The organism is Brevibacillus brevis NBRC 100599 (genome assembly GCF_000010165.1).
In the GTDB taxonomy this organism is placed as follows: Bacteria; Bacillota; Bacilli; order Brevibacillales; family Brevibacillaceae; genus Brevibacillus; species Brevibacillus brevis_D.
In genome coordinates, this window is the sequence record NC_012491.1 from 3,356,044 (window position 1) to 3,378,262 (window position 22,219).

Below are 22,219 nucleotides of genomic sequence, written 5' to 3' on the forward strand. Positions count from 1 at the left end.
AATAAACACAACAGCTTATTAATGCTAACTGTTGTGTTTATTGAACCATTTACCCGGATCATTTGCTAAAAACGGCAAAAAGTCGGTTCGTTTTTCATGATCACTTTCTTTAGCTAGATATTCCCTAAAAGTGTGGACATATTTTTATGATTGTTAGCGAGCCAAATCATTTCCTTTGCAAAACGAGCCGGAGGTACACTATGTTGGTCCATGTTAGAATGAATCCACCATGGGCTTTCCATATACCACAACAACTGCAATGAATTTGTTAAGTAACCATCCATAACGGTACGTTCCTCACTGTATCCCTCAATAAACGCTGAAGCCAGGGAAACGTCAAAATAATCACCTAAGGCACATGACATAACTGCCCGTGCAACATCAAGTTGAGGATAATCATATTTCAGTCGATCAAAATCTAGTATTGCAGTTAATCGATTATGATCAAATAAAATATTATCGACCCAAAGGTCACGATGTGCCCACCCAGTAGAAAGTATTTCCAGGTTTTCAATATTCATTTCTTCAGTTGCTTTAAGTTGTGTCTCTATATCATCAAGCAATTCGATCTTCCCAGCTTCCCTCGCCTTTTTCAAAACTGATTTCCAATGTGCTAAACGCTCTTCACGGCTTGGAGGAACAAATTGGGGAGTATCTTTAGAACCAAGTGTCCCGTCGTTTAACAATCGATGCATTTTTCCAGTTGCTCGACCTAGATTGTATACTTGATGTGCATTAGCTTTACCTGGCGAGATTAGTTTGCCCTGGCAATATTCCATGACAATAAAGAGTTCTCCTTTATCTGATTCAAGCAGGATACTTTCATCGTGTGATAAAAGATTAGGACATGCAAGGCCTTGATTATTTAATCTAACCTGTTGAGAGAAGGCAAACTTTAGATCCTCAGGATTATACAGCTTAAATCGTTCTTTATTGTATTGTTTAAGTAAGAATTGCCCTGATTCAGTCGTGACTCTCCATTTCAGGTTTAACCAACCACGTTTTATTGGACTGGATTCAATTACTTCCAATCCAAAAAAATGATGGGAAGCTCTAATTAAGTCTTCCAATATCAATTCCTCTGTCAATATGGACTCCATTTGACCACCTCTACTTACAGTTTAATTGTATGAACTACTTAAAAGTTTCGCTTCCAATCGTGTTTTTCTGCAAACATTGCTGCAAAAACAAGAAAAGCCCTTGTAATCAAAGGCTTTTCTACCATTTCGTATGGAGCGGGTGATGGGAATCGAACCCACGCCGCAGGCTTGGGAAGCCGGAGTTCTACCATTGAACTACACCCGCATGATGTCAACGTCTTCTATTCCAACTGCTTCCAATTATAAACCTGTCTGAATTATTTGTCTAGTGTCTCCAATCGAAGGGTGCCGTGCCACTCATGCAAGAAAAGACCGCCGGGTATCGTCCCCGTCCGGTCTTCTCTGCTTTTTTTCCATCAGGCATGCGCAAACGTTTGCTGCGAAATAATTCGTCCACTCTCCATTTTCACTACCTGATCAGCAAGATGGAAGTAGCGATCGTCGTGTGTGATCGCGATGACACATTTCCCCTGTCTTTTCATTTCTGGCAGCAAGGATTCATAAAAGAATTGACGATACTCAGGATCTTGGTCTGCTGCCCACTCGTCAAAGAGGAAAATAGGTCGGTTTCTTACCAGACTGAGCATTAAGGCAAGACGTTTACGCTGACCCGTAGACAGCTTTGTCGTGCTAAACGTTCCCGTTTCATCCACTTCTACTTTGTCAGCGATGCGAAGCACCTCTAAATATTTGTTCACTTCTTCTTGCTTCTCTTGATAATCGATGCCGTACATCTTCTCAAATAGGTAGAAATCACTGAAGATCGCAGAGAAGAATTCGCAGCGTTGATCAGCATTTACTTTTTGGCCATTCATGAAAAACTCGCCCTCATCCTGCTCATACAATCCGGTGATTAGCTTGGCAAACGTTGACTTCCCGCTGCCGTTCCCACCTACAATGAAGACGATTTCCCCTTTTTGGCAGGAGAAGTCCAGCGGCCCTACGGAAAACTCTTCTCCCTCCTTGTTTTTGTATCGGAAACGCACCTGTTCCGTTGAAAACGACTCAAAATCTTGCACGTTCCGCTCAGCTAAGCTCTTCTCTTCTCTTCTCGTTTCCACTGATAAGGAATCAAGCAACGCATTCAGTCGCTGCCAGCTGATCTTAATCCGAATCAGCTCCGGTACTGCATTCAAAATACCGTGAACAGGCCCTGTCATATACAGAAAGACAAACACATAACTAATCAGCATCTCTTTTTGAAGCGAAGGGAATAGGACCGGGAATAAAAAAGCAACCGTGCCAATTACCACGACAAAAAGCAATTCCCCAATCAAATACACGTTCACAAATTTAAATTGGCCCGCTGATTTCTTATGTCGATAGTCAGAGCAGCTTTTTTCCATATCTGCTTCGAATTCTTTTCGTTGCGCCTGCGTCAAATACAGCTCCTTGAAGCCTCCGATCATATCAGTAATATAGGAGAAAAACACATTTTGGATGTCTCTCGTTTCCTCCCATACTTTGTTTGCAAAGCGTCCTGCCAACGTATACAAGCCTACTGCCACAAAAATGACCGCCAAACAAAACAAAAATCCGTATAGATCCAGCGAGCCCAGATAAATGAAGCAAAACACGAGTGTAACCGCACTCGTCAGTGCCACAACGACACTATTGGCGAACGTACTAATCGTTTCCGTATCGTTATTTAACCCCGCATATATTTCACCGTTATCAAGTGTCTCGTACTTTTGATAAGGGGTCCGAAAAATTCTGCGGATCAGTTCCATTCTTTTTTCGTATACGATTTCATTTGTGATGACAATCAGCCGGCTACGCATCATTTTCTCCCCAACGATATACAACAAGATACCCAGGAGAAAATACAGGAAAATGGATGCGTGAAACTTGTTCGTAGAAGTAAGCGCCAGATTGATCATAAAAATAATCAACGCATTTCCAAATCCGCTGATAAGCCCCTGTATGACAATAGACGTCATGGAGTTTTCTTGCGATTTCGGGAACAAGCGGATGAGTGTGATGTAGACATTAAACAGAGCGAGTCCTGTCACCAATGCGTACATGGCGTAAAAAATGGTGATGGGAAGCCAGACCTCAATGAATCTCCACGGTAAGCCCATAAAAAAAACGTCCGGCAAATAGTATAGGGCGGCTGTCAAAACACTGCCCATGACAACAAATGCAACAAAGGATGCAAAACAGATTCGCCCCGCATTCGCGGCGAGTTTTCGTTCGCCTCGGTAAACTTGTACGAAAATCTGCACGATCCCCCCAACAAGTAGCAACAAAAGGATGCCAAGGATCACAAGAGAAATGCTTGCTAGACGATCCGCTTGAAGATTGGTGTCGGACACGACTACGGGAGCTTCTTTGCCTAGTACGAGATTGACGGCCCCTTCGGCGATAACAGATGCGTTCAACGAATTGAGATTGGTCAAAACGACGGCGCCCAGCTTTTCTTCAGGACGAAATACCATATACGAAGAAAATGCTGGGTTATTTCCGCCGTGCGAAATTTGTCCTCCACCATCCTGATAAATCATCCAGCCTGACGCATACGAGAAACCGTCTGCAGCAGGAGCTACCGAACGATCAGGAAGCTGGGAAGCACGCACCAACTCGGGACGAAACGCAGATGCCTCCAACCCCAGCTGAATCTGCAACCATCGTTCCATATCGTTTACATTGGAAACGACATAACCCGCTGGCGTATTTCCACGATAATCAGGCGCATCATACACTTTTGGGGAAAAGAACTCGATTTTGTGCCCTCTTGCCATCCCCTCCACGGGTGCTTGCGCCTTCAAAAAGGTTTGGGTTAGTCCTAATTTGGCAATGACCTGTTGCTGCACATATTGCTCATACGTTTCTCCGGTGACTTTCTCAACAATATAGCCCAGGATATCGTAGTTAATGGTGGCGTATTCATACTCGGTCCCCGGTTTGCGTACCAGTTCAGAATGATTGATGGCTCGCACAGTTTCTTCGATCGCATTTTCGCTAGAAGAAATAGGGATGGAGCCAATGCTTTCAAACGGAATCCCGCTGGTATGGTACAGCAAATGCTTAATCAGGATCGTTTCCTGTTGTCCTTTATATGTAACACTGAACCACGGAATATAGTTCTGAACCGGGTCGTCCAGCGAAAGTCGTTTTTGCTCGACAAGCTGGTGAACGGCTAACGCTGTAAATGCTTTGGAGTTCGATCCGATTTCAAACAATGTGTCAGAAGTCACCGGCTCTTGCTTTTCGGTGTCAGAGAAACCAAACGATTGCTTGTAAATGGTTTTCCCCTCTTTGACGACCACAACGGCTGCACCCGGGATTTTTTCCGACTCCATGGTCTGATTGACCAGCTGTTCGATTGCCGTTCCGATTTCCGTATCCTGTCGAACGCTTGTTTCGGCGTACACGGGCATACTGCCAGATAGTACGAGAACCAAGCACATCAACAAAAACGCTAATTTTCGTCTCGACTCCTCTATGATCTTTTGCAGAATGATCCACTCCTTTTTAGGCACTGCGTCTGTGGGAAAGACCGTAACCGCAAGAAAACGAGCACATGATGTCAATTGGGATTGGATAGAAACCGTGGCGAATCAAACTCGCCACGGTTTCTTATTACGCATCGCACATATACACGGGTTTCGAGTAGAGGCGCAAGGTTTCTCTCCATTTTTTAACCAATCGCTCCCACTGTTCTTGCTCGATTTGCTCTTGTTTCAATAGGCTAATCGGAATACATAAGTTTAATAGACGCCCGTCTATTTCAAAACGGGTAACACCGGCAGGCAAAACATGCCCTTCCGATACGATACGCTCCAATTCAGCCAGACTGGTTGGTGGGAACCGTATCAAGGCGGTTCCTGTGTCCGGCCATTCGAGCATCCCTGTGGGCAGCCGATGCACCGGATGGCTATAGTTGTAACTGTTAACCAGTTGACGCCATAGCTTCATTCGCCACTCATCATCCTGCCGATTCTCATTTGGATACAGATAGAAACGTTCGTTGTTCCCTATCTTTATTTCTGCCACAGGTGTTTCTCGTAAACGCTCTGTTTCCCATCGAAACACAGAATCTTGCTCCACTGATTGCAACCATGCAGCGACTGGCACAATATGATCCCACATATCCAAGTAAAAATCCTCATGCTCCACTACCTGCACGGGGATATGTTTGCACCCAAGCGCTTGCAGAGCAAAGGTCCGATGTGCACCATCAATGATCAAATACTGGCCGTTTTGCATGAGAATCGCCAGCGGAGGATGTCGCAAAATTCCTTCCTCCTCAATGATCTGTCTGGTCTTGTGTAGTCGCTTGTTTTCATGTGACTCGTGCAAACAAATACGAGATGACTCTACCAGTTTTAGATTTGCTAGCACATCGTACAAAATGGTAACCTCCAGTTAGTCTTGCAAGTGAGTTCCGATCCCCTGCGAGAGCGCTTGTTTGTAGTAGTAGGCAGCAATGGCGATATCAAAAATCGCCATCCCCATCGGATTAAACATGATGGGCTCATCTTGTGGAAATTCCTTCATCTGGTTCAGGCAGACGATATCTGTGATGGATTTGGTATCTTCTTTTTGCAATCCTCTTTCCAGATGCATAATCTCGATGTCTGTGTTCTCACGGCAAACTTCAGTCCAGTCATCTACGATAATGGAGCGGGTATAGTCGAGAATTTTTGGTGTAAAATCGCGTAACGACACATTTAACAACAAAGAGTGACGTTTGGGTTGCTTGTCAATAAAACCATGCGGTGATACCGTGCATGTAATGAACACATCTGCATCGCAGTATGCCTCTTCCCACGTTTGCGCGATAACCGTTTTCTCTTTGATCTCAGCCGGAATATGCTCCTGCTGGATACCCGCAATGTCATAGAGAACCACCTTGTCGATTTTCTCACCTAACATGGCCGTTACCATTTGAAGATGAAGTCTGCCAATCGGACCAAATCCGATAATTCCGACCGTTACATTTTGCAGGGGACGTACTTGTTCGTAATGCTTGAGGAGAAGACCGGAAACAGAAGCCGTTCGAATCCCGCTCACCAGGGCCGTATTAATCGTTGCCACAGGCTTACCCGTTCTGGCTTCGTTGAGGATCGTAATCGAATGCGCGCGTTGGATGCCCTCTTGGAGATTTTTCGGGAAACTGGCAATCCACTTGATTCCCGCCATGTAAGTATCTCCGCCTACAAATGCTGGCATGGCAATAATGCGGTTTGCCATGTCGTGATATCGCAAGTAAGGTTTAACTGGCTGTGCATAATCTTCCTTGTATAAGGAATGCACAGCATGTTCAATGACATCAATGGTTTCCTTCCAATTCTTGCCGACCTTTTCAATATCACTCGTGTTTAGATATAACATTGTACATCCCACCCTGCTTATCGTAGTAGATTTATTGGACACTGCTTAATTGCCAACGAAAGAATGCTTTTGCTGATGCAACCACTGAACCCATTCCTGGTTGTATACGGTATTGACATATGGCATACCACCGTCTGGACATAAAAAGACGACATTCGGCTTGACTACATGCTTTTGATCTTTGAAATAGTTTTTAATCGCCCAGTAGGAAGTCCCAGAAGATCCTCCAGCAAAAATGCCATGCTCAGTGTAAAGCTGATAGCAAGCCTCGACTGTGTCCTCCTCCGAAACATGAACGACCTCATCAATGATCGCGCCCTTGAGTATGTCAGGTCGCATGCTTGATCCGATTCCCGGGATGTATCGTTTTTGTGGCTCTTGTCCGAAAATCACGGATCCTGCCGTATCGACCGCAATGATTTTTATGTTTGGATATCGTTCTTTCAATCGCTGCGAGATTCCAGTAATCGTGCCGCCAGAGCTGACGCCGATAAACGCATAATCCAACGTCTCGAAGCTGTCTGCGATCTCGGCTCCCAGTCCGAAGTAATGGGCGCGAGCGCTATCCGGATTTCCATACTGGTTGGTCCAAAACGAGTTCTTCGTCTCATTGAGAAGGCGATTGACCGTTTGGATGCGCGTTAGGAGAAATCCCCCTGTCTCATCACGGTCCGTTACTTTTACGACCTCATGAGAAAATACCCTGAGCAAATTCTCATAGACAGGATTAATATTGGGGTCAATGACTGGAATAAATTTAATTCCGATTTGCTTGCACAAAGTCGCTAAAGCGATAGCAAAGTTTCCCGAAGATGACTCGATTACGGTAGTTTCCTGCGTAATCTCTCCTCTTTTGATCGCCTCCTGTAATATATAAAAGGCGGGCCTCACTTTTACACTTCCCATGAGGTTGTTGTACTCCAGCTTGCAAAACAGATTGATGTGCTCATGCTCAAGTTTGATTAAAGGCGTATTGCCAATCATGTGACTAATGGCCATCATTTTCGTTAGCATGGTGAGCCCTCTCTCCCGTTTTTTCCCGTCTTCGTCCGATCGATTGAATCTATCTCGGCCCTTGATCAGGCAGATTTTGCATCCATTTTTTGCTGAATGTAACCTGCCAACGTTTTCATATCTTGAAAGTTTTCCAAATGAAGCATGTCATCATCGAATTCAATACCAAACTCTTTTTCAACCTTTACGACCGACTTGATAAAGGTCAATGAATCAATGTACTCCGTAAGTTCTCCGCTTTCGTTCACGTACTCAGAAAACAACTGTAGGAGCGTCTCGTATACTTCGTTTTCCTTTTCCATAGGAGTACCTCCATGTGCTAGATGCTTACACAACAACGCCGACTCGTTCCAGTACTTCTCTTGTGCTTGTGACCGCCTCAAATTCCTGCGTTTTTATGCTGCTGATTTTTTGCAGAACGCGATGAACCATGTCACTGCGATTACTATCAAAAGCCTTTAAAATCATATTGGTCGTAATTTTCCATTGATGTCCGATACTACGATACTGCTCAGCAAGATCTGCAAAGCTTTCGTACTTCTCACTGATCACCTGCAAGACATCGGCATACATCGCTCGTGTTTGTGCCATGCTGATCAAGCTATGGTTAAGGATATCGAGATGATCGTCAGTAATCTCCACTCCACTAGCGAGAAAAGTCTCTACGTCTTTCATAAAAGGATCAAGGGATTTCAGCCCTACCTCGATGTTGACATCATCGGGTACATCCAACTCCCGCTTGATTTGATTGATGTCGCAACGACCCTCAAGTACGCTGAGATTGCTCCTGACCGCTTCCAGCAACTGATCGTGAGTCGGATGCAGGGAATCTGAAAGTACCAATTCAAATGAACGATTGTGGAGTGGATACCATTCACCTGTACCTGCATCCCGATAGGAAGAGTTGCTCGCCAGTAAGAATTGCTCGATGGGCAACAGACCTTTATAGCGGTAGTAATCATCGACGATCAGCAGCTGGTTACCCTCTCTACCGGTGACAATGATGCTATGCATTTCAGGCAGGTCCTGATAATAAGGGTTATACGGGAGTTCTGCCATATTGCAGAGGACGATTGTCGGTATGTCCCGTTCCAAACGTTCTTGAATATTTGCCAAAAACAGGTCGTTTTCCGGTTCAGCCTGTCCTTCTACGCGGATATTGTGAATCCACGTCAGTTCTGCAACTGTTCTCATGTATTGACCGTTTACATCTCCATAAGGAGAATCTTGCGTTTTAAGATAGATGGCACCGCACTGCTTCCAAGCTGTTTCCAAAGCGGAAAAGTTCAAGTATTTCAGAACCGTGTAGATAGAAGCGCCGATGCAATCCAGGTTCGGATGCTTGCTCGGTTGAATCTCGGTGAGTGACATGAGCACTCTCCTTCCTGTCTATCGTAATGGTAAACACATGCGACTATCGGATATCCGAATCACGTTCTCGCAAGGCAAATACTTGTTGCAGAAATTGACTAGTAAGTGACTTCAACTTGTCGATAGCAGCTTCCACATCGGATCGCTTCAACATTTTTTCTTTGTATAAGCTAAGGGCATAACGATTCACCGCGTTATTGGATATCTGCAAAATCTCCTCCGCCAGTTCGCGTACAGACTGATCCGCCTGTGGAATGTACCAGTCCAATAATGTTTCCATCCACAGTTCTTTCCCGCCTAATTGAACGTAGAGCTCGTTTAGATTAGCTTCATGAAAATAGGTGTCTGGCTGCTCCGTAAGTGACAGCAACAGCGTAAGCTCACGGCCAACTTGCTGTTTAGTCTCGACCGCTGTTAGTAATCGCAGCAACTCCTCATCCGCGCTCGCACGCAAGCTTGCCTCGTCATCTGTAACGCGATCGAGAACCATGATCAGCCGGGAATGCGGATCTACATTTGCATAAATCTCCTCAAGCGTTTGGTACGTTGTGGAAAATTTATCGTATTGGATTCGCTGCGCTTGCCCGCGAGTCAAATGATTGTGATTGATGATCGTATAGACCTGCTTTTCATGATCATAGCCAGTAATGACGGTGAGATGATCGGTATGTTCCTTCTGGTATTGCGGTGTGTAAAAGGTATAGTACTCGTCAAACGCAACCATGACGGGCTTGCCATGATCCAGTTGGCGAATGATCGACTCATGCAATTCATCCAGATGTGTGACAGGCACGAGCTTGATCCGATAGCCAAATTTATAAAGCATCTCCTCATCCGACAAATATCCCATAACCTCAGCATGTTCCCGATACGAATAGGGGTACCCCTCAGTATCAAGCTGATAGCCGCGCTTCAACCCGAGAAAAAGCTTAAAATAAGGGATCAGATGAGCATCCTGCTCCTCCATTAATAAAGCGAGACCGCGATCATAACAATTCCATTGACGCCAGGATAAATGACTGACATCGGCATACGAGCTGCGTTTGATTTGCGTACCCTGCCTTGATTTTGCGTTTCGTTGTTGAATAGCTTGGACTGTAGTAGCAGCTGCCTCTGCTTTCGCAACCTGTTCTTCTACATGCCCAGCCGCATCAAGAAAGGCAGCAAAATCAGAAATCGTCAAATGGGTAAGCAGGTCTTGTACTTCTACTTCTCGGTTCAGCCGCTTGGAGATTTCGCTGATCATTTTAATCGCAATGATCGAGTCCCCGCCTAGCTCGTAAAAATTGTCGTGGACATCTACTTCTTCAAGCCCCAGAACATATCCCCAAATGTGAGCCAGCTCTTGCTCTAAAACGGTGTAGGTATCATGTTTTCTCCCACGTACAACCACGTTTGGCAGCTTCGCTTCTCCAGATTTTTGCGGTGCGACCTTGTCTTTTTCTCTCCCGGCAACCTTGTCAAGAGAATGAAGAGAAGAGATGTCCAGCCAACAACGCTTACGCTCAAACGGATAAACAGGGAGGTGCACGCGGCGCGGCTTTTTAAACGTATACATGGCACTCCAGCGTACATCTGCCCCGCTCACATACAATTCTCCAAGCTCTTTCAGATCAGATAACTCTTTGCTTTGCGCCAACAAAAGCTTTTGCAAAAGAGCATTAGCCGCCTTATTCATCGCTTGTTGTTCGGCCTCGGTCAGTATTCCAGGCTCTCTATCCGCTTTTTCCTGGGAGATAACCTTGTGCCAGCCAAAGAAAATATCTGGATCAGAAAGTGTTGACCAGTCGCTTGCGCACAACTTGGAGATTTTTGCGGCAAAATCGTCCATGTCCCTGCAAATCAGTAACAATCGGTAGCCGTAATGACTACGCCCCGTATTTGCCGTAAAGCTGAGACTTTCCAATGTCGGCAGTTCCTCCACTGGCTTGCTGGTCCACTTCTGAAAGCGGAGCAACAGGTTGAGCAAGCTCTCCTTGCTTTTCGCGGATAACGCAATAGCCTGAGTCCCTTCTTCTTGCTTGGGAGGTGGTATGAATCCTGGTGCTTCCTCTACTACGAGGTGCACATTCGTTCCACTCATCCCAAACGAACTGATTCCAGCCCGTCGCACGCTTTTCTCAGGTTCCCACTCTGTCAACGTGTCATGGATGTAAATGGGAGATTGTTCAAAAGGAATCATCCGATTCGCACGTTGAAAGTGCAAATGCGGAGGTATTTGTTTTTGTTTAAGAGACAGGATCACTTTGAAAAGACCAGCCATCCCTGCTACGTGGTCGGTGTGACCTATGTTCGTCTTTACCGAGCCGATCCCGCAAAATTGGCGCCGATTTGTGTATGGGCGAAACGCTCTCTCCAGCCCGTCCATCTCCATAGGATCACCCAGCTTGGTACCTATACTGTGCACCTCGATATAGGAAAGGGTTTCGGGATCAATCTGCGCGTCTTTCCATGCCTGCTGGATTACTTCGGCTTGTGCCAGTGAATTTGGCGCTGTAAGCCCGAACGAATGGCCGTCTTGATTGGCGGCGCTTCCCTTGATCACCACATAAATCGAATCCCCGTCTGCAAGAGCCTTTGCCAACGGTTTCAGCAAAACGGCGCCAACGCCTTCACCGACACCCGTACCGTCTGAATCATTGTCAAAAGGGCGAGTACGACCAGATTGCGATAAAATTCCCAAATCATTGCTTCCATCTTGTAAAGACAGCAAGATGAGCTTGACACCGCCGGCCAGCGCCATCTCGCATTCTCCTCGACGAATCGCTTGGCATGCCAGATGAACTGCCATCAGCGACGAGGAGCAGGATGTATCTACAAGCATGCTCGGACCTTTGAGATCCAACAGGTAGGAGACGCGAGAAGCGATCACCGATTTCATATTGCCAATGATTGAGGTGGACAACGCTTCTGGCTCCAGCTCTCGAATCATTCGTCTATACTCTTCACCAAAATCACTGCTAAATCCCAGATATACTCCTGTACGGCTGCCCGCGAGCATTGTTCCACCATATCCTGCGTCCTCAATCGCCTCCCAGCATGTCAGCAAAAATAAGCGCTGGTTCGGATCCATCTGGCTGGCTTCCTTAGGAGAAAGACCGAAGAGCTGCGGATCGAATTTATCAATTTCATTCAGGTAGGCAGCCTCTCGAAATTGAATTTGCTCCATCGTCAACCCTTTGGCGAGTAACAATGGAATCAAATCGTTCTGGCGCTCCTTGGGAAGCTCTCGGACGCAATCTTGACCAGCTTGTAACAGACGCCAAAAGTCTTCCGGGTTTTCTGCGCTTCCGAATCGGCAAGCAGCACCAATCACCGCAATATCATGTTGATTGGCGTTGCTGTCAGTTGAATGAGCATCCGTCTGCTGTTTATTCAGTTTGACTCGGTTCAGTCCTAATGGCTTGCTCACTGCATTCTTCCTCCTTGGGTCCTCTGCTTACCTGGTTCGGCTTAGCTTGCTTGCCATTTGTTGCTGATCTCGGGAAATCGCTGTAGCAGTTCTGGTTTGCTGGTCAGCTGTTCAAAGCGCATGGCTTGTTCCGTGTCAGGAGCTTTTTTGGTTTGCAAGATCAAACGAAGCAGAGAAAAAGCTTCGCGTACATCCCCATAGCCCCCCTCTTTTTCCCCTTGTTCCAGCTGTTGTCTCAGTTGTTGAAGTGCTTGATAGGGCGTAATCACCCCTTGCTGGTACGCTTCTTCATCGAGACCGCGGTTTTTCGTGCAAACGGCAATCGCAATGCAAGAATCGACGAATTGGGCAATTGCAGCTTGATTACGCGTTTTAGCATCTTGAAGCTCTTGCTGATAACGATCGATCTCCCCCTGCTTGTCAAAGGCAAAGGCGCGAAGCGGATATTTTTTGGCCAAATTTGTCAGCACACTTTTTGGTCCAAGCTCAATTACGGTATTCGCTCCCTGTTTTACCAAGTAATCCATCGTAGCTTGCCAGCGAACAGGGCTGGTTGTCTGGGCTGTGAGCAAATCGACAAGCTGATCAGCATGGACATATGGTTGTGCTGTCACATTGGAAATGACAGGCCATTTGGGATCGCAGTACGTGTACCGCTTCAGTTCTTCATTTAATTGTTCGGCTGCTTGCACCATGAGAGGCGAATGGAAAGGTGCACTCACCTTGAGGGTGACAACGGAAGTAGAGCCTTGCTGCTTGCACGCTTCTTCTACTTGCCGCACCGCATGTGCATGTCCAGAGATGACGATCTGATCAGCGGAGTTATGGTTGGCGACCACAACGATCGCACCGTCACGAGAATGTTCCCGACAAATCATCTCGACAAGTTGAGCATCCAACCCGAAGATTGCTGACATGGCTCCGACACCCTGCGGCGTAGCCGCCTGCATGAACTGACCTCGCCGATAGACAAGGCGGACGGCATCTGCAAACTGGATGGCACCGGCACAAGTCAGGGCCGTAAACTCGCCCAGACTGTGACCCGCCACCCACTTCGGTTCGATGTCCATTTCCTGTGAATAAACGCGGAAGGCTGCGACACTTGCTGTCAGGATTGCTGGCTGTGCGTGCTCTGTTTTGGTCAATTCTTGTGCATCCCCTGCAAAACAAAGTGTTTGCAGGTTAAATCCAAGTGCATCACTTGCTTCTTCAAAGGTGCGCGCCGCAATGGGATGGGCCTCACATAATGCTTGGCCCATTCCAACATATTGCGAACCTTGTCCCGGGAATAAGAGTGCGATTTTGTCCATGTTTGATCACCCTTCTCTATGTCATGTATTCATTCACTAGCATCTTGAGCAATTGCTGGTAATCCTGGGTCATCTCCGTGACTTTTTCTGCCCGGAGGCATTTAGGGTCGAACGCACACACGATATCAATCACGTTGTTTCCTTCCTTGATCCAGAAGGCAAGCTCATGTTCATGGTGTGTAAACGATGCATCTGTAAACGCATTGACACCGCCAAATAATGGAATAATCGTTCCGTCGTTGCGTTCTATCCGCAATTTTTCAAGCCACAACGAGGCGTCTCCCGTCAATTTCTCGATGAACTGTCGTTTGTGCTGCACCTGCTTAAATAGATCGAAGAAGGTATTGACCTCTGACATGTTCACCCGGAATGGATAGACATTCATCTGCAGCTCCCTGGCGACAGCCACTTCCATATAAAGATCCTGCTGTCCTGTCAATTCCGCCATGAGGTATAGGTACATCGAAAGCAGAACGTCTCGTACCTCAACTGCTTCCATTTGACTTACCTGCTGAACATTTTCAAACAGATCATCAATAAGTGAGAATTGGACCCAGCTTGTGTCCACATTCGCTTCTCCACTAGCCCAATACTCAGGCGACAACTCTATCAGCGAGACACGATCCAGCTCCTTCAACCAATAGGTAGCCGTATCAGATTCCCCTTGTTCATCTGCCAGGTCTAAAGCGGTATTCTTCAAAAAGTTGGTCAGGCTAGACAGCGTAGGATGAGCGAACAAATCGGCAATTCGAACCCGTCCAGGGTAAAGCTGTTCAAGCTTGGCATGAACTTGTACCAGTAAAAGCGAATTACCGCCTATTTGGAAGAAGTTATCCTGCATACCGACCATTTCACGTTTAAGCACTTCCTGCCAGATGCCCGCCACCTGTTCTTCCAGTCTGGTAGCCGGGGCTTGATATTCGATGTGCTTGTCTTGGAGTGAATCAGGCTCTGGCAATGATTTGCGATCCAACTTTCCGTTTGGTGTCAGCGGCCACATATTCATATGCGTATAGAAATGTGGAATCATGTAATCGGGTAAACTTTTGCTCAGCATCGCACGCAATTCATCACTGTCCAACGTTCGCTTCGCCATATAGTAGGCAGCCAGGTAAGGATTGCTGGCGGTATCTCGCACACTGACCACTGCTTCCGTAATATCCGGATGCTGAGAGAGGGCAGTTTCTATCTCACCCAATTCGATGCGATAACCGCGCACTTTGCACTGAAAGTCAGATCGTCCCACGTATTCAATACGCCCGTCTGGCATCCATCTCGCGAGATCACCTGTTTTGTACATGCGTTGACCAGGTTGAAACGGATTAGGAATATAGCGCTCAGCCGTCAGCGTTGGCTGGCCAAAGTACCCTCTCGTTACCCCATCTCCTGCAATATAAAGATCGCCATTGATCTTCATCGGCTGCACTTGGAGATGCTCATCGAGGATGTAGACTTGTGTATTGGGCAACGGCGCACCAATCGTTACTTCCTCTGCGTCGGTCAAGTCCTGCACCGTAGACCAAATCGTTGTTTCAGTCGGACCGTACAGATTGTAAAGTCTCGCCTTCGTTTGTGTGCGAAGCCTTTGGAACAAAGACTTTGAAAGCGCCTCTCCTCCAATCAGGATCGCTTTCAGGCTGTCAAGTGCATGCAAGTTGCTCTTCTCTTCCAGCATGAGCTGCAGCCGGGATGGAGTCAGTTGAAGGAATGTGATTTCTTCCTGCAAAATCAACTCCTTGAGCACCTGCGGGTCTGCTTGCTGCTGCTCGGTTGCAATGACTACAGTCATCCCTTTCGTCAGCGGCACAATCGTTTCAAGCAGAAAAATATCAAACGAAATCGTTGTCACAGCCAGCATTTTGTCTGCGCTGGCAAAATCGATGTGTTCTCCGATCCCTGAGCAGAAGCTCATCAAATTGCCGTGCTCAACCATGACGCCTTTAGGCTTGCCTGTAGAACCCGATGTGTAAATGACATAGGCGAGATCACCAGGTGTAGCCTGTGGCGGAAGATTGGAGTCGTCTTCCGTCTCTATCCGGGGATCGTTTACGTCCACCCGGACAACACTTCCCCACTGCTTCTCTGCCAGAGAATCGTGGGTTAACACAAGGGGAGTCATGCTGTTTTCCAAAACATAGGAGATGCGTTCTTCTGGATAGTGCGGATCAATCGGAACAAACGCAGCCCCCGCTTTCAAGATCGCCATGAGCCCGACCATCATTTCCACGGAGCGATTCGTCAGAAGGCCCACGCAAGTATCAGCAGTGACGCCGTGTTGCTTCATCAAACGGGCAACTTGATTGGCTCGCTTATTTAATTCCGCATAAGTAACTTTCTCATCTCCGCATGAAACTGCTAACGCGTTCGGGTGTTTTTCCGCTACTTCTTCAAAGAGCTGGACGACCGTTTTTTCACGAGAGTATTCCAAACTCGTGTCATTCCATTGGTCAATCAGCAGCATGCGTTCTTCTGCTGCCAGCATGGACATCTTGCCGATCAACTGTTCAGGATCCTCCACCATTTGCTCCAGAATCTTCTGGAAGTGTGTGGACATTGACGCGATCGTCTCTTTGCTGAATAGCTTGTTGCTGTACTCGATATCGACAATCAGGCGCTGTTCTCGTTCAATGATGTCAAAGGTCAGATCAAACTGGGCAGAGCGCTGTTCAAAAGGATAAGGTGAGAGCGTCAGCCCATTTGCACTCATGCTACCCTTCGCGTCGCCGGTATTTTGCAAAATGAACATCACATCAAACAATGGGTTACGCGCTGTATCTTTGGGCAGTGTCAGACGATCCACCAGCATTTCGAACGGATAGTCGGCATGAGAGAGCGCCGCCAGTGCCCGTTCTTTTACTTCCTGAAGGAAATCCGCCACGGTTCGATCGCTTCGCGGGAAATTTCTCATCGCCAGTGTGTTCAGAAAGACACCCACAATGTTTTCCAGGTCTGCATGATGACGGCCAGCCACTGGCGATCCGATGATAATGTCTTCTTCGCCAGCGTATTTCGACAACATAATGCTGAGCGCGCCCAATAGCGTCATGTACAAGGTTGCCCCATTGTTTTTTGCCAGTGCCAGTATCTTCTGGGTCATTTCTTGAGGAATCTCAAAGGTTAGGACATCTCCGTCAAAGCTCTGGACAGACGGTCGAGGGTAGTCCGTAGGCAGATTAAGCACAGGAAGTTCTCCATCCAACTCTCCCTGCCAGAATTTCTCCTGAGCGGCCAATACCCCATTTCCAAGTTGTTCGGTTTGCCACACGCTATAGTCTTTATATTGAATTCGCAGCTCAGGCAACTCGAGTCCCTGATACAATTGGAAGAACTCACGGATCAAAATGTTGATGGATACACCATCGGAAATAATGTGATGCATGTCGAACAGTAACAAGTGTTTGTTGACATCTATGCGAATGAGCATCCCGCGAACAAGCGGCGCTTTTGACAAATCAAATGGTCGAATGAATTGTTCGACCGTTCTCTTGGCATCGTTCTCGTCGACTTCACTATACGCCAACGTAAAATCTACGCTCGGTTGAACGGTTTGCATCAATGCTCCATCCACGATGGAAAACGAGGTGCGCAACGACTCATGACGCTGTACCAGCGAGATAAATGCACGTTCGAAAGCCTCTTTGTCCAGCTCTCCTTCAAGCATCATGACTGTAGGGATGTTGTAGGCGACTGCCCCTTCCTGCATTTGTTCCAGCACATAAATTCTCTGCTGAGACGAGGTGGCGGGGTAAGCTTCCCGATACTCCGCTACAGGAATCGCTGACACGGCTGTTTCTTCATTCGGAGCCATCAACACAGCCAATTGACGGATCGTCGGTGTCTGAAACAGGTTGGTGATCGTTATCTCTTTTTGCATCTGCTTGGAGACACGGGAAACGATCCCAATTGCCAAAAGAGAATCGCCACCCAGTCTGAAGAAGTCGTCGTCGATGCTCAATTCGGTGTAACCCAGAACATCAGACCAAATCTGGCCTAAGGCAAGCTCCAGCGAAGTGTAGTGATCGCCTTCCTCCCTACCAGACAAAACAACACGGTTTTGCATGGTCACTTCTGTAGGTACTTCGCGTTCTTTACGAGACTTTTCGCTTGCAAATATCGAATCTCCGAGCTTTACTTTCAGAGACGGTGCCCATTCCTTCAGCACTTGCAAATCAAACTGCCCAATGATCAGGTGCTCAGCTTGGCAAGACAGCGAAGCAGCGAAGGCTTGGATTGCGCCATCCATCGGCATGTATCCGATAAAACCAGGACCTGTTATCCCTTCAAACGCATACCAGTTCAAAGCTATCGTTGGTCTTCCTGTTCGACTGCGAGCTGCACTATAGGCATCCAAGAAGCAGTTGGACGAGACATAGTCACTTCCAGTCGCCCCACCCCAAATCGAAGCAAGTGATGAGAAGATCACAAAGAAATCCAAATGCTCCGGTTCAGCTATCTGATCGAGTATGACTGTGCCCGCCAACTTCGCTTTCAAACCATTTTGAAAATCGGAAAACTTCTTCTTCTGAATCGTCTCAAAGGTGATATGCGCCGCGGATTGGATAATGCCGTTGATCGGTCCGTAACGAGCACGGACTTGCTCGGAAATATCCTCCATTTGCTGACGGTCTGACACGTCGGCTGCGTAGCAGACTACCTGCGCTCCCATTTCCTCTAGCTCCAGCAGGGCTTTCAGCTTTCGTGCCTCAGCAGCACTGCAGTCTGGGTGTTGTAAACGCGCTTGCCACTCGTGGTTAGGTGGAAGTGGCGAACGATTAATCAGCACGAGCGTCACATTTTTTTGAGCGGCCAGATACTTACTAAATGCCAGGCCCAGTTTTCCGGTACCTCCGGCGATCAAGTAAACACCATTTTCACGTATCTCTACAGGCCGTTTCGGAACTTTATCGATATCGCAGCGATTCATTTCAGGTACGATGCGATTTCCTCTATAGGCAACCAATGTGTCATCTCGATTGCAGCGAATTTCCGCTAGAAGCTGGCCTACCAATTGCGATGTTGAACGCCCCTCTGTTGCGAGATCCAGGCTAAAGCACTGCAGTTTTGGATTTTCCTGCGAAATCACCTTGGCTAGACCGAACAAGGGAGCTTTTTCTGGAAAAACAGGTCCGTTTTCATCTACTGCTTGTGCGTAGTTCGAAACGATCCGTAAATCAAGCACCTGCTTCAGATCCAGCTCAAGCAACGCTTGTGTCAAATGATACAGACTGTAAACTCCCAGAGGTTGCGCAGACTCAAGAGCTTCAAGCTGTCTGAGATCATTTGGCTGTTGGACGCCCGAGGTCAAGCTCCATAAATGGATAATCCCAGTCAGCCTTTCCTTTTTGTCCCCGAGGCTCTCGAACACACGCCGCAAATCTGCCGGCTGGCTAGGGTCTAGGATAAACTCGTGGGAAGAAACAGAGGCAAAAGCCTCACCGCTGCGAAGTCTGAACACTTCATGTCCGTCCGATGACATCGCGTCAGCCAGTGTTTCTCCTACACCGCCTTCATCTTGAAGTACGAGCCAGATCCCGGGACGCTGGGTCTGCTGATTGGTTATCAGCTCTTTCGTTTGCCAATGGATCTGGTAGAGCCACTCCCGATACTCTTGTGGCGTATACGCTGAATGTCCGATCAATAGCGCTGAATCAGACAGATCACCCATCGCTGTTGACGACGGATAAATGGCAACCGATTGATAGTTCGTATCTCGAAGCGCCTTTTCCCAACGTAAGGGATCCATCAGTCTGCCTTGCGGTCGCAGCTCGGTGTCTTCGTGCTGCCACCAGTCTGCGGCAAGCCCCCCGATCACATTTGCCGTTGAGCGATTTTTCACGAGCTCGATTGCAAACAGCACACCTTGCTCTGCAAGCAACTGATGCACAATCGATAAGGATGCCCGAACATCCTTCGTCCTGTGTATAGCGTTATTCGCGATAATCACATCGTAAGCATGCAGATCGAAGCCTTGTTCGGCTGGGGTCTGCTCCATGTTGAACAGGCGGAACTGCACAAACGGGTATACTTCTTGGAACTCTTTTTCTGCATCTGCGAGAGACGATTGCTCACCGTCCGTAAACAGATAGGTGACATCTTGTTTCTCAATTTTCGGCAGCAATAAGCGAGTAAGACCGCTGGAACCGCCTCCGAGCTCCAGAATTCGAACGGGACGGCTAAACGAATGGATGTATTGAGCAATGGTTTCCACTGCCATAAGTCCAGAAGGGTTTCCAAGAGTAATGCGATCCGCATACGACTTATATAAGTCAGAAGAACCGTCGTTCGTCACGAATACGTCTTGCCCCGTCATGCTCGTTGAGTAATGGGCAAAACACGCTTTCAATTGAGAGAACGTATCATGCTCATTTGGATAGCGATCCAGACAATCCTGATAAAACGCTTCCGCATCAAGACCCTCTGCATGTGCAGTTAGACGGTATGTCCCTTCAACGGGTTCAACCAGGGAGGCTTTAACGACAAGTTCAAGCATGACTTGGAAGAAGTGTTCATTTTTTCCATCGAACCTTACAGCTTCACCCAATTCTTCCAGCGAATACGTTTGCGTCTGCTTGTGGAAAGCGCCTAGTTGCTTGAAGCATTCAAGCGATAACAAGCCGGAATAAAAAGTTTCATCCTCTTCCAAACTCGTTTGCTTTTGGACATTCACCTGAGTCAGTAACATTTCTCCAAAAGTAAAGAAGGTGGAAGCAATTTTATGCACATCAGCAGTTTCGTTCTCTTGAGCCGCTACAGATGCTACAGCATTGGACTGCTCAACCATGTTGTTTGCGGGTTGATCCGTTTGCACCCAGTGACGGGTTTTGGCAAAGCTATAGGTTGGTAAAGGTACCTTTTTCCATTTGACTGGACGGTAGTATTCAAGCCAATTGATTGGCACTCCTCGTACGTACTGTTTTGCCATTTCTACAGGGTCAGAGCTGTCTATTTGCATGCTGATCGGCGATGAACTTTCCCCACGGGAATTCAGTACTCCGTAGAACACCTGGTTCCCATCAACAAGCGGAGCACCGTCCTCCATCCGTTCTCCCGCGCACAGGCAATGGATCTTCTGCAAAAAGTCCTCTTTGCTGTTGATAACGAAGGCAAGGCGATACCGATAGTGTCCGCGCCCCATATTAGCAGTAGCGCACATATCCAAAAGGGAATGCTCAGAAGGTCCTGATAAAAATGTTTGGTATTTCTCGAGCAAATCCCAGAGCGACTCACTTGTTTTGGCAGATAACGTAATGAGGTAATTGCCAGATTCTGAACCGGCTATCGCCTCGCGCCCAGGAGGCTCTTCCAAGATGACGTGGGCGTTTGTCCCGCTCAGGCCGAATGCGCTTATCCCGGCTCTCCTCACAGGCTGGTCAGCCTCTACATCCCAAGCCTTTAACACATCATTTATATAAACAGGCGAATCAATAAAAGGAATTAAGGTATTCGGCCGTTTCACATGCAGCGTCGGCGGAATCTGGCGATGCTTCATCATCAGAACTGTTTTAATGATCCCAGCCACACCTGATGCCGCTATCGTATGCCCGATATTACTTTTAACCGAGCCTATTGCGCAAAATTGCTTGCGTTTTGAAACTTTCTGAAAGGCATGCATGATCCCCTCAATCTCGACAGGGTCGCCTAATCTAGTCCCGGTCCCATGTGCCTCAATATAGGAGATGCTCTCTGGATTGATTCGCGCCCGCTCCCATGTTGTTCGCAACAAAGCAGACTGAGAAATCGCATTGGGCGCAGTAATGCTGGTAGAACGGCCATCACAATTGACCGCTGTGCTTTTGATCACGGCATGGATATAGTCATTGTCTCTAACTGCTTGATCGTATGACTTCAAAAGAACAGCCCCAAGACCTTCTCCCCACACGGTTCCATCAGCAAAGTCATCAAAAGCTTTGGTTTTGCGATCTACGGAAACGATGCCAAAGTCCGTATCTTGTTGAATCGGAAACAGGGAAAGGTTAACTCCACCTACGAGAGCCATTCGACAATCGTTATTTCCAATGGCCTGACATGCTTGGTGCAGAGCGACCAAGGAGGAAGAGCAAGATGTATTAATCAGTTGGCTCGGACCTGATAAATTCAGCAAATAGGAAATCCGGGAAGCGATAATTGCTGCAACGTTGCCAGCCAGCGAGGACGAATCAACGTTTTTCAGCACACGCTGGTATTGTGATTCATTGTCACAATATCCTAGAAATACGCCGGTAGGAGAACCGCTGATCATCTTCTCGCTATACCCGGCATGTTCAAATGTTTCCCAAGCCAACTCGAGAAACATCCGTTGATAAGGATCCATGGTTCGAGCCTCAGCAGGTGATATCTCGAAAAACGCGTGATCAAATAAATCCACATGTTCGAGATAACCCATCCGCTCATACTGAAAATCTGTGTCGTTAAAAAATTCTCTCGCGACCCTCTCGACATCTGGACGCCTAGCAGCCGGGATATCACTGATCGAATCGTGCCCCTGTTTCAAATTGTTCCAGTATTCTTCGAGGCTGTTGGCTCCAGGAAAACGACAAGCCATACCGATGATTGCGATATCTTGGCGCGTATTTACGTTGGCAGAGGACAATTCTTTCAGCAAAGGAAGTGCTTCCTTTTCATGCAATCGATGAGCTGCCACTTGCTCCAAGATGTATTTTTTTAGCAAACTCATC

10 protein-coding genes and 1 tRNA gene are annotated in these 22,219 nt (G+C 47.3%); all 11 read right to left on the reverse strand.

Annotated elements, in window-relative coordinates:
- Positions 1-113: 113 nt before the first annotated feature.
- On the reverse strand, positions 114-1,100 hold the full coding sequence (locus BBR47_RS16065) for a phosphotransferase (protein WP_015891478.1): 987 nt from the start codon (positions 1,098-1,100) through the stop codon (positions 114-116).
- 131 nt (positions 1,101-1,231) lie between these two features.
- A tRNA-Gly gene (locus tag BBR47_RS16070) sits at positions 1,232-1,305 on the reverse strand.
- Between the two features lie 151 nt (positions 1,306-1,456).
- The gene (edeA, locus tag BBR47_RS16075) at positions 1,457-4,516 is read right to left on the reverse strand and encodes a cyclic peptide edeine export ABC transporter EdeA (protein WP_155801125.1); all 3,060 of its coding nucleotides are present in this window, start codon (positions 4,514-4,516) and stop codon (positions 1,457-1,459) included.
- A gap of 166 nt (positions 4,517-4,682) precedes the next feature.
- Positions 4,683-5,444, reverse strand: coding sequence for a ParB N-terminal domain-containing protein (locus BBR47_RS16080; RefSeq protein ID WP_231850619.1), 762 nt, complete (start codon positions 5,442-5,444; stop codon positions 4,683-4,685).
- Positions 5,445-5,468: 24 nt separating this feature from the next.
- Positions 5,469-6,437, reverse strand: coding sequence for a 2,3-diaminopropionate biosynthesis protein SbnB (sbnB, locus tag BBR47_RS16085; protein ID WP_015891481.1), 969 nt, complete (start codon positions 6,435-6,437; stop codon positions 5,469-5,471).
- A gap of 45 nt (positions 6,438-6,482) precedes the next feature.
- Entirely contained in the window at positions 6,483-7,451 is a 969-nt protein-coding gene (sbnA, locus tag BBR47_RS16090; protein WP_015891482.1) for a 2,3-diaminopropionate biosynthesis protein SbnA, read from the reverse strand.
- A gap of 65 nt (positions 7,452-7,516) precedes the next feature.
- Entirely contained in the window at positions 7,517-7,753 is a 237-nt protein-coding gene (locus BBR47_RS16095; RefSeq protein WP_041749465.1) for a phosphopantetheine-binding protein, read from the reverse strand.
- A 25-nt stretch (positions 7,754-7,778) separates the two neighbouring features.
- Positions 7,779-8,822: a BtrH N-terminal domain-containing protein gene (locus tag BBR47_RS16100; protein WP_015891484.1), complete on the reverse strand. Its 1,044-nt coding sequence runs from the start codon at positions 8,820-8,822 to the stop codon at positions 7,779-7,781.
- 43 nt (positions 8,823-8,865) lie between these two features.
- Entirely contained in the window at positions 8,866-12,234 is a 3,369-nt protein-coding gene (gene edeG, locus BBR47_RS16105) for an edeine polyketide synthase EdeG (RefSeq protein ID WP_015891485.1), read from the reverse strand.
- Positions 12,235-12,275: 41 nt separating this feature from the next.
- Positions 12,276-13,544: an ACP S-malonyltransferase gene (gene fabD, locus BBR47_RS16110; RefSeq protein WP_015891486.1), complete on the reverse strand. Its 1,269-nt coding sequence runs from the start codon at positions 13,542-13,544 to the stop codon at positions 12,276-12,278.
- A 16-nt stretch (positions 13,545-13,560) separates the two neighbouring features.
- A complete protein-coding gene (edeI, locus tag BBR47_RS16115) occupies positions 13,561-22,218 on the reverse strand; it encodes an edeine biosynthesis hybrid PKS-NRPS EdeI (RefSeq protein WP_015891487.1) in 8,658 nt (2,885 codons plus the stop codon).
- Between the last annotated feature and the right edge of the window lies 1 nt (position 22,219).

Coding starts and splice junctions, on each gene's coding strand:
- BBR47_RS16095 (WP_041749465.1), bottom strand. CDS start 7,753: ATGGAAAAGGAAAACGAAGTATACGAGACGCTCCTACAGTTGTTTTCT.
- edeI (WP_015891487.1), bottom strand. CDS start 22,218: ATGAGTTTGCTAAAAAAATACATCTTGGAGCAAGTGGCAGCTCATCGA.
- BBR47_RS16065 (WP_015891478.1), bottom strand. CDS start 1,100: ATGGAGTCCATATTGACAGAGGAATTGATATTGGAAGACTTAATTAGA.
- BBR47_RS16100 (WP_015891484.1), bottom strand. CDS start 8,822: ATGTCACTCACCGAGATTCAACCGAGCAAGCATCCGAACCTGGATTGC.
- sbnA (WP_015891482.1), bottom strand. CDS start 7,451: ATGCTAACGAAAATGATGGCCATTAGTCACATGATTGGCAATACGCCT.
- fabD (WP_015891486.1), bottom strand. CDS start 13,544: ATGGACAAAATCGCACTCTTATTCCCGGGACAAGGTTCGCAATATGTT.
- sbnB (WP_015891481.1), bottom strand. CDS start 6,437: ATGTTATATCTAAACACGAGTGATATTGAAAAGGTCGGCAAGAATTGG.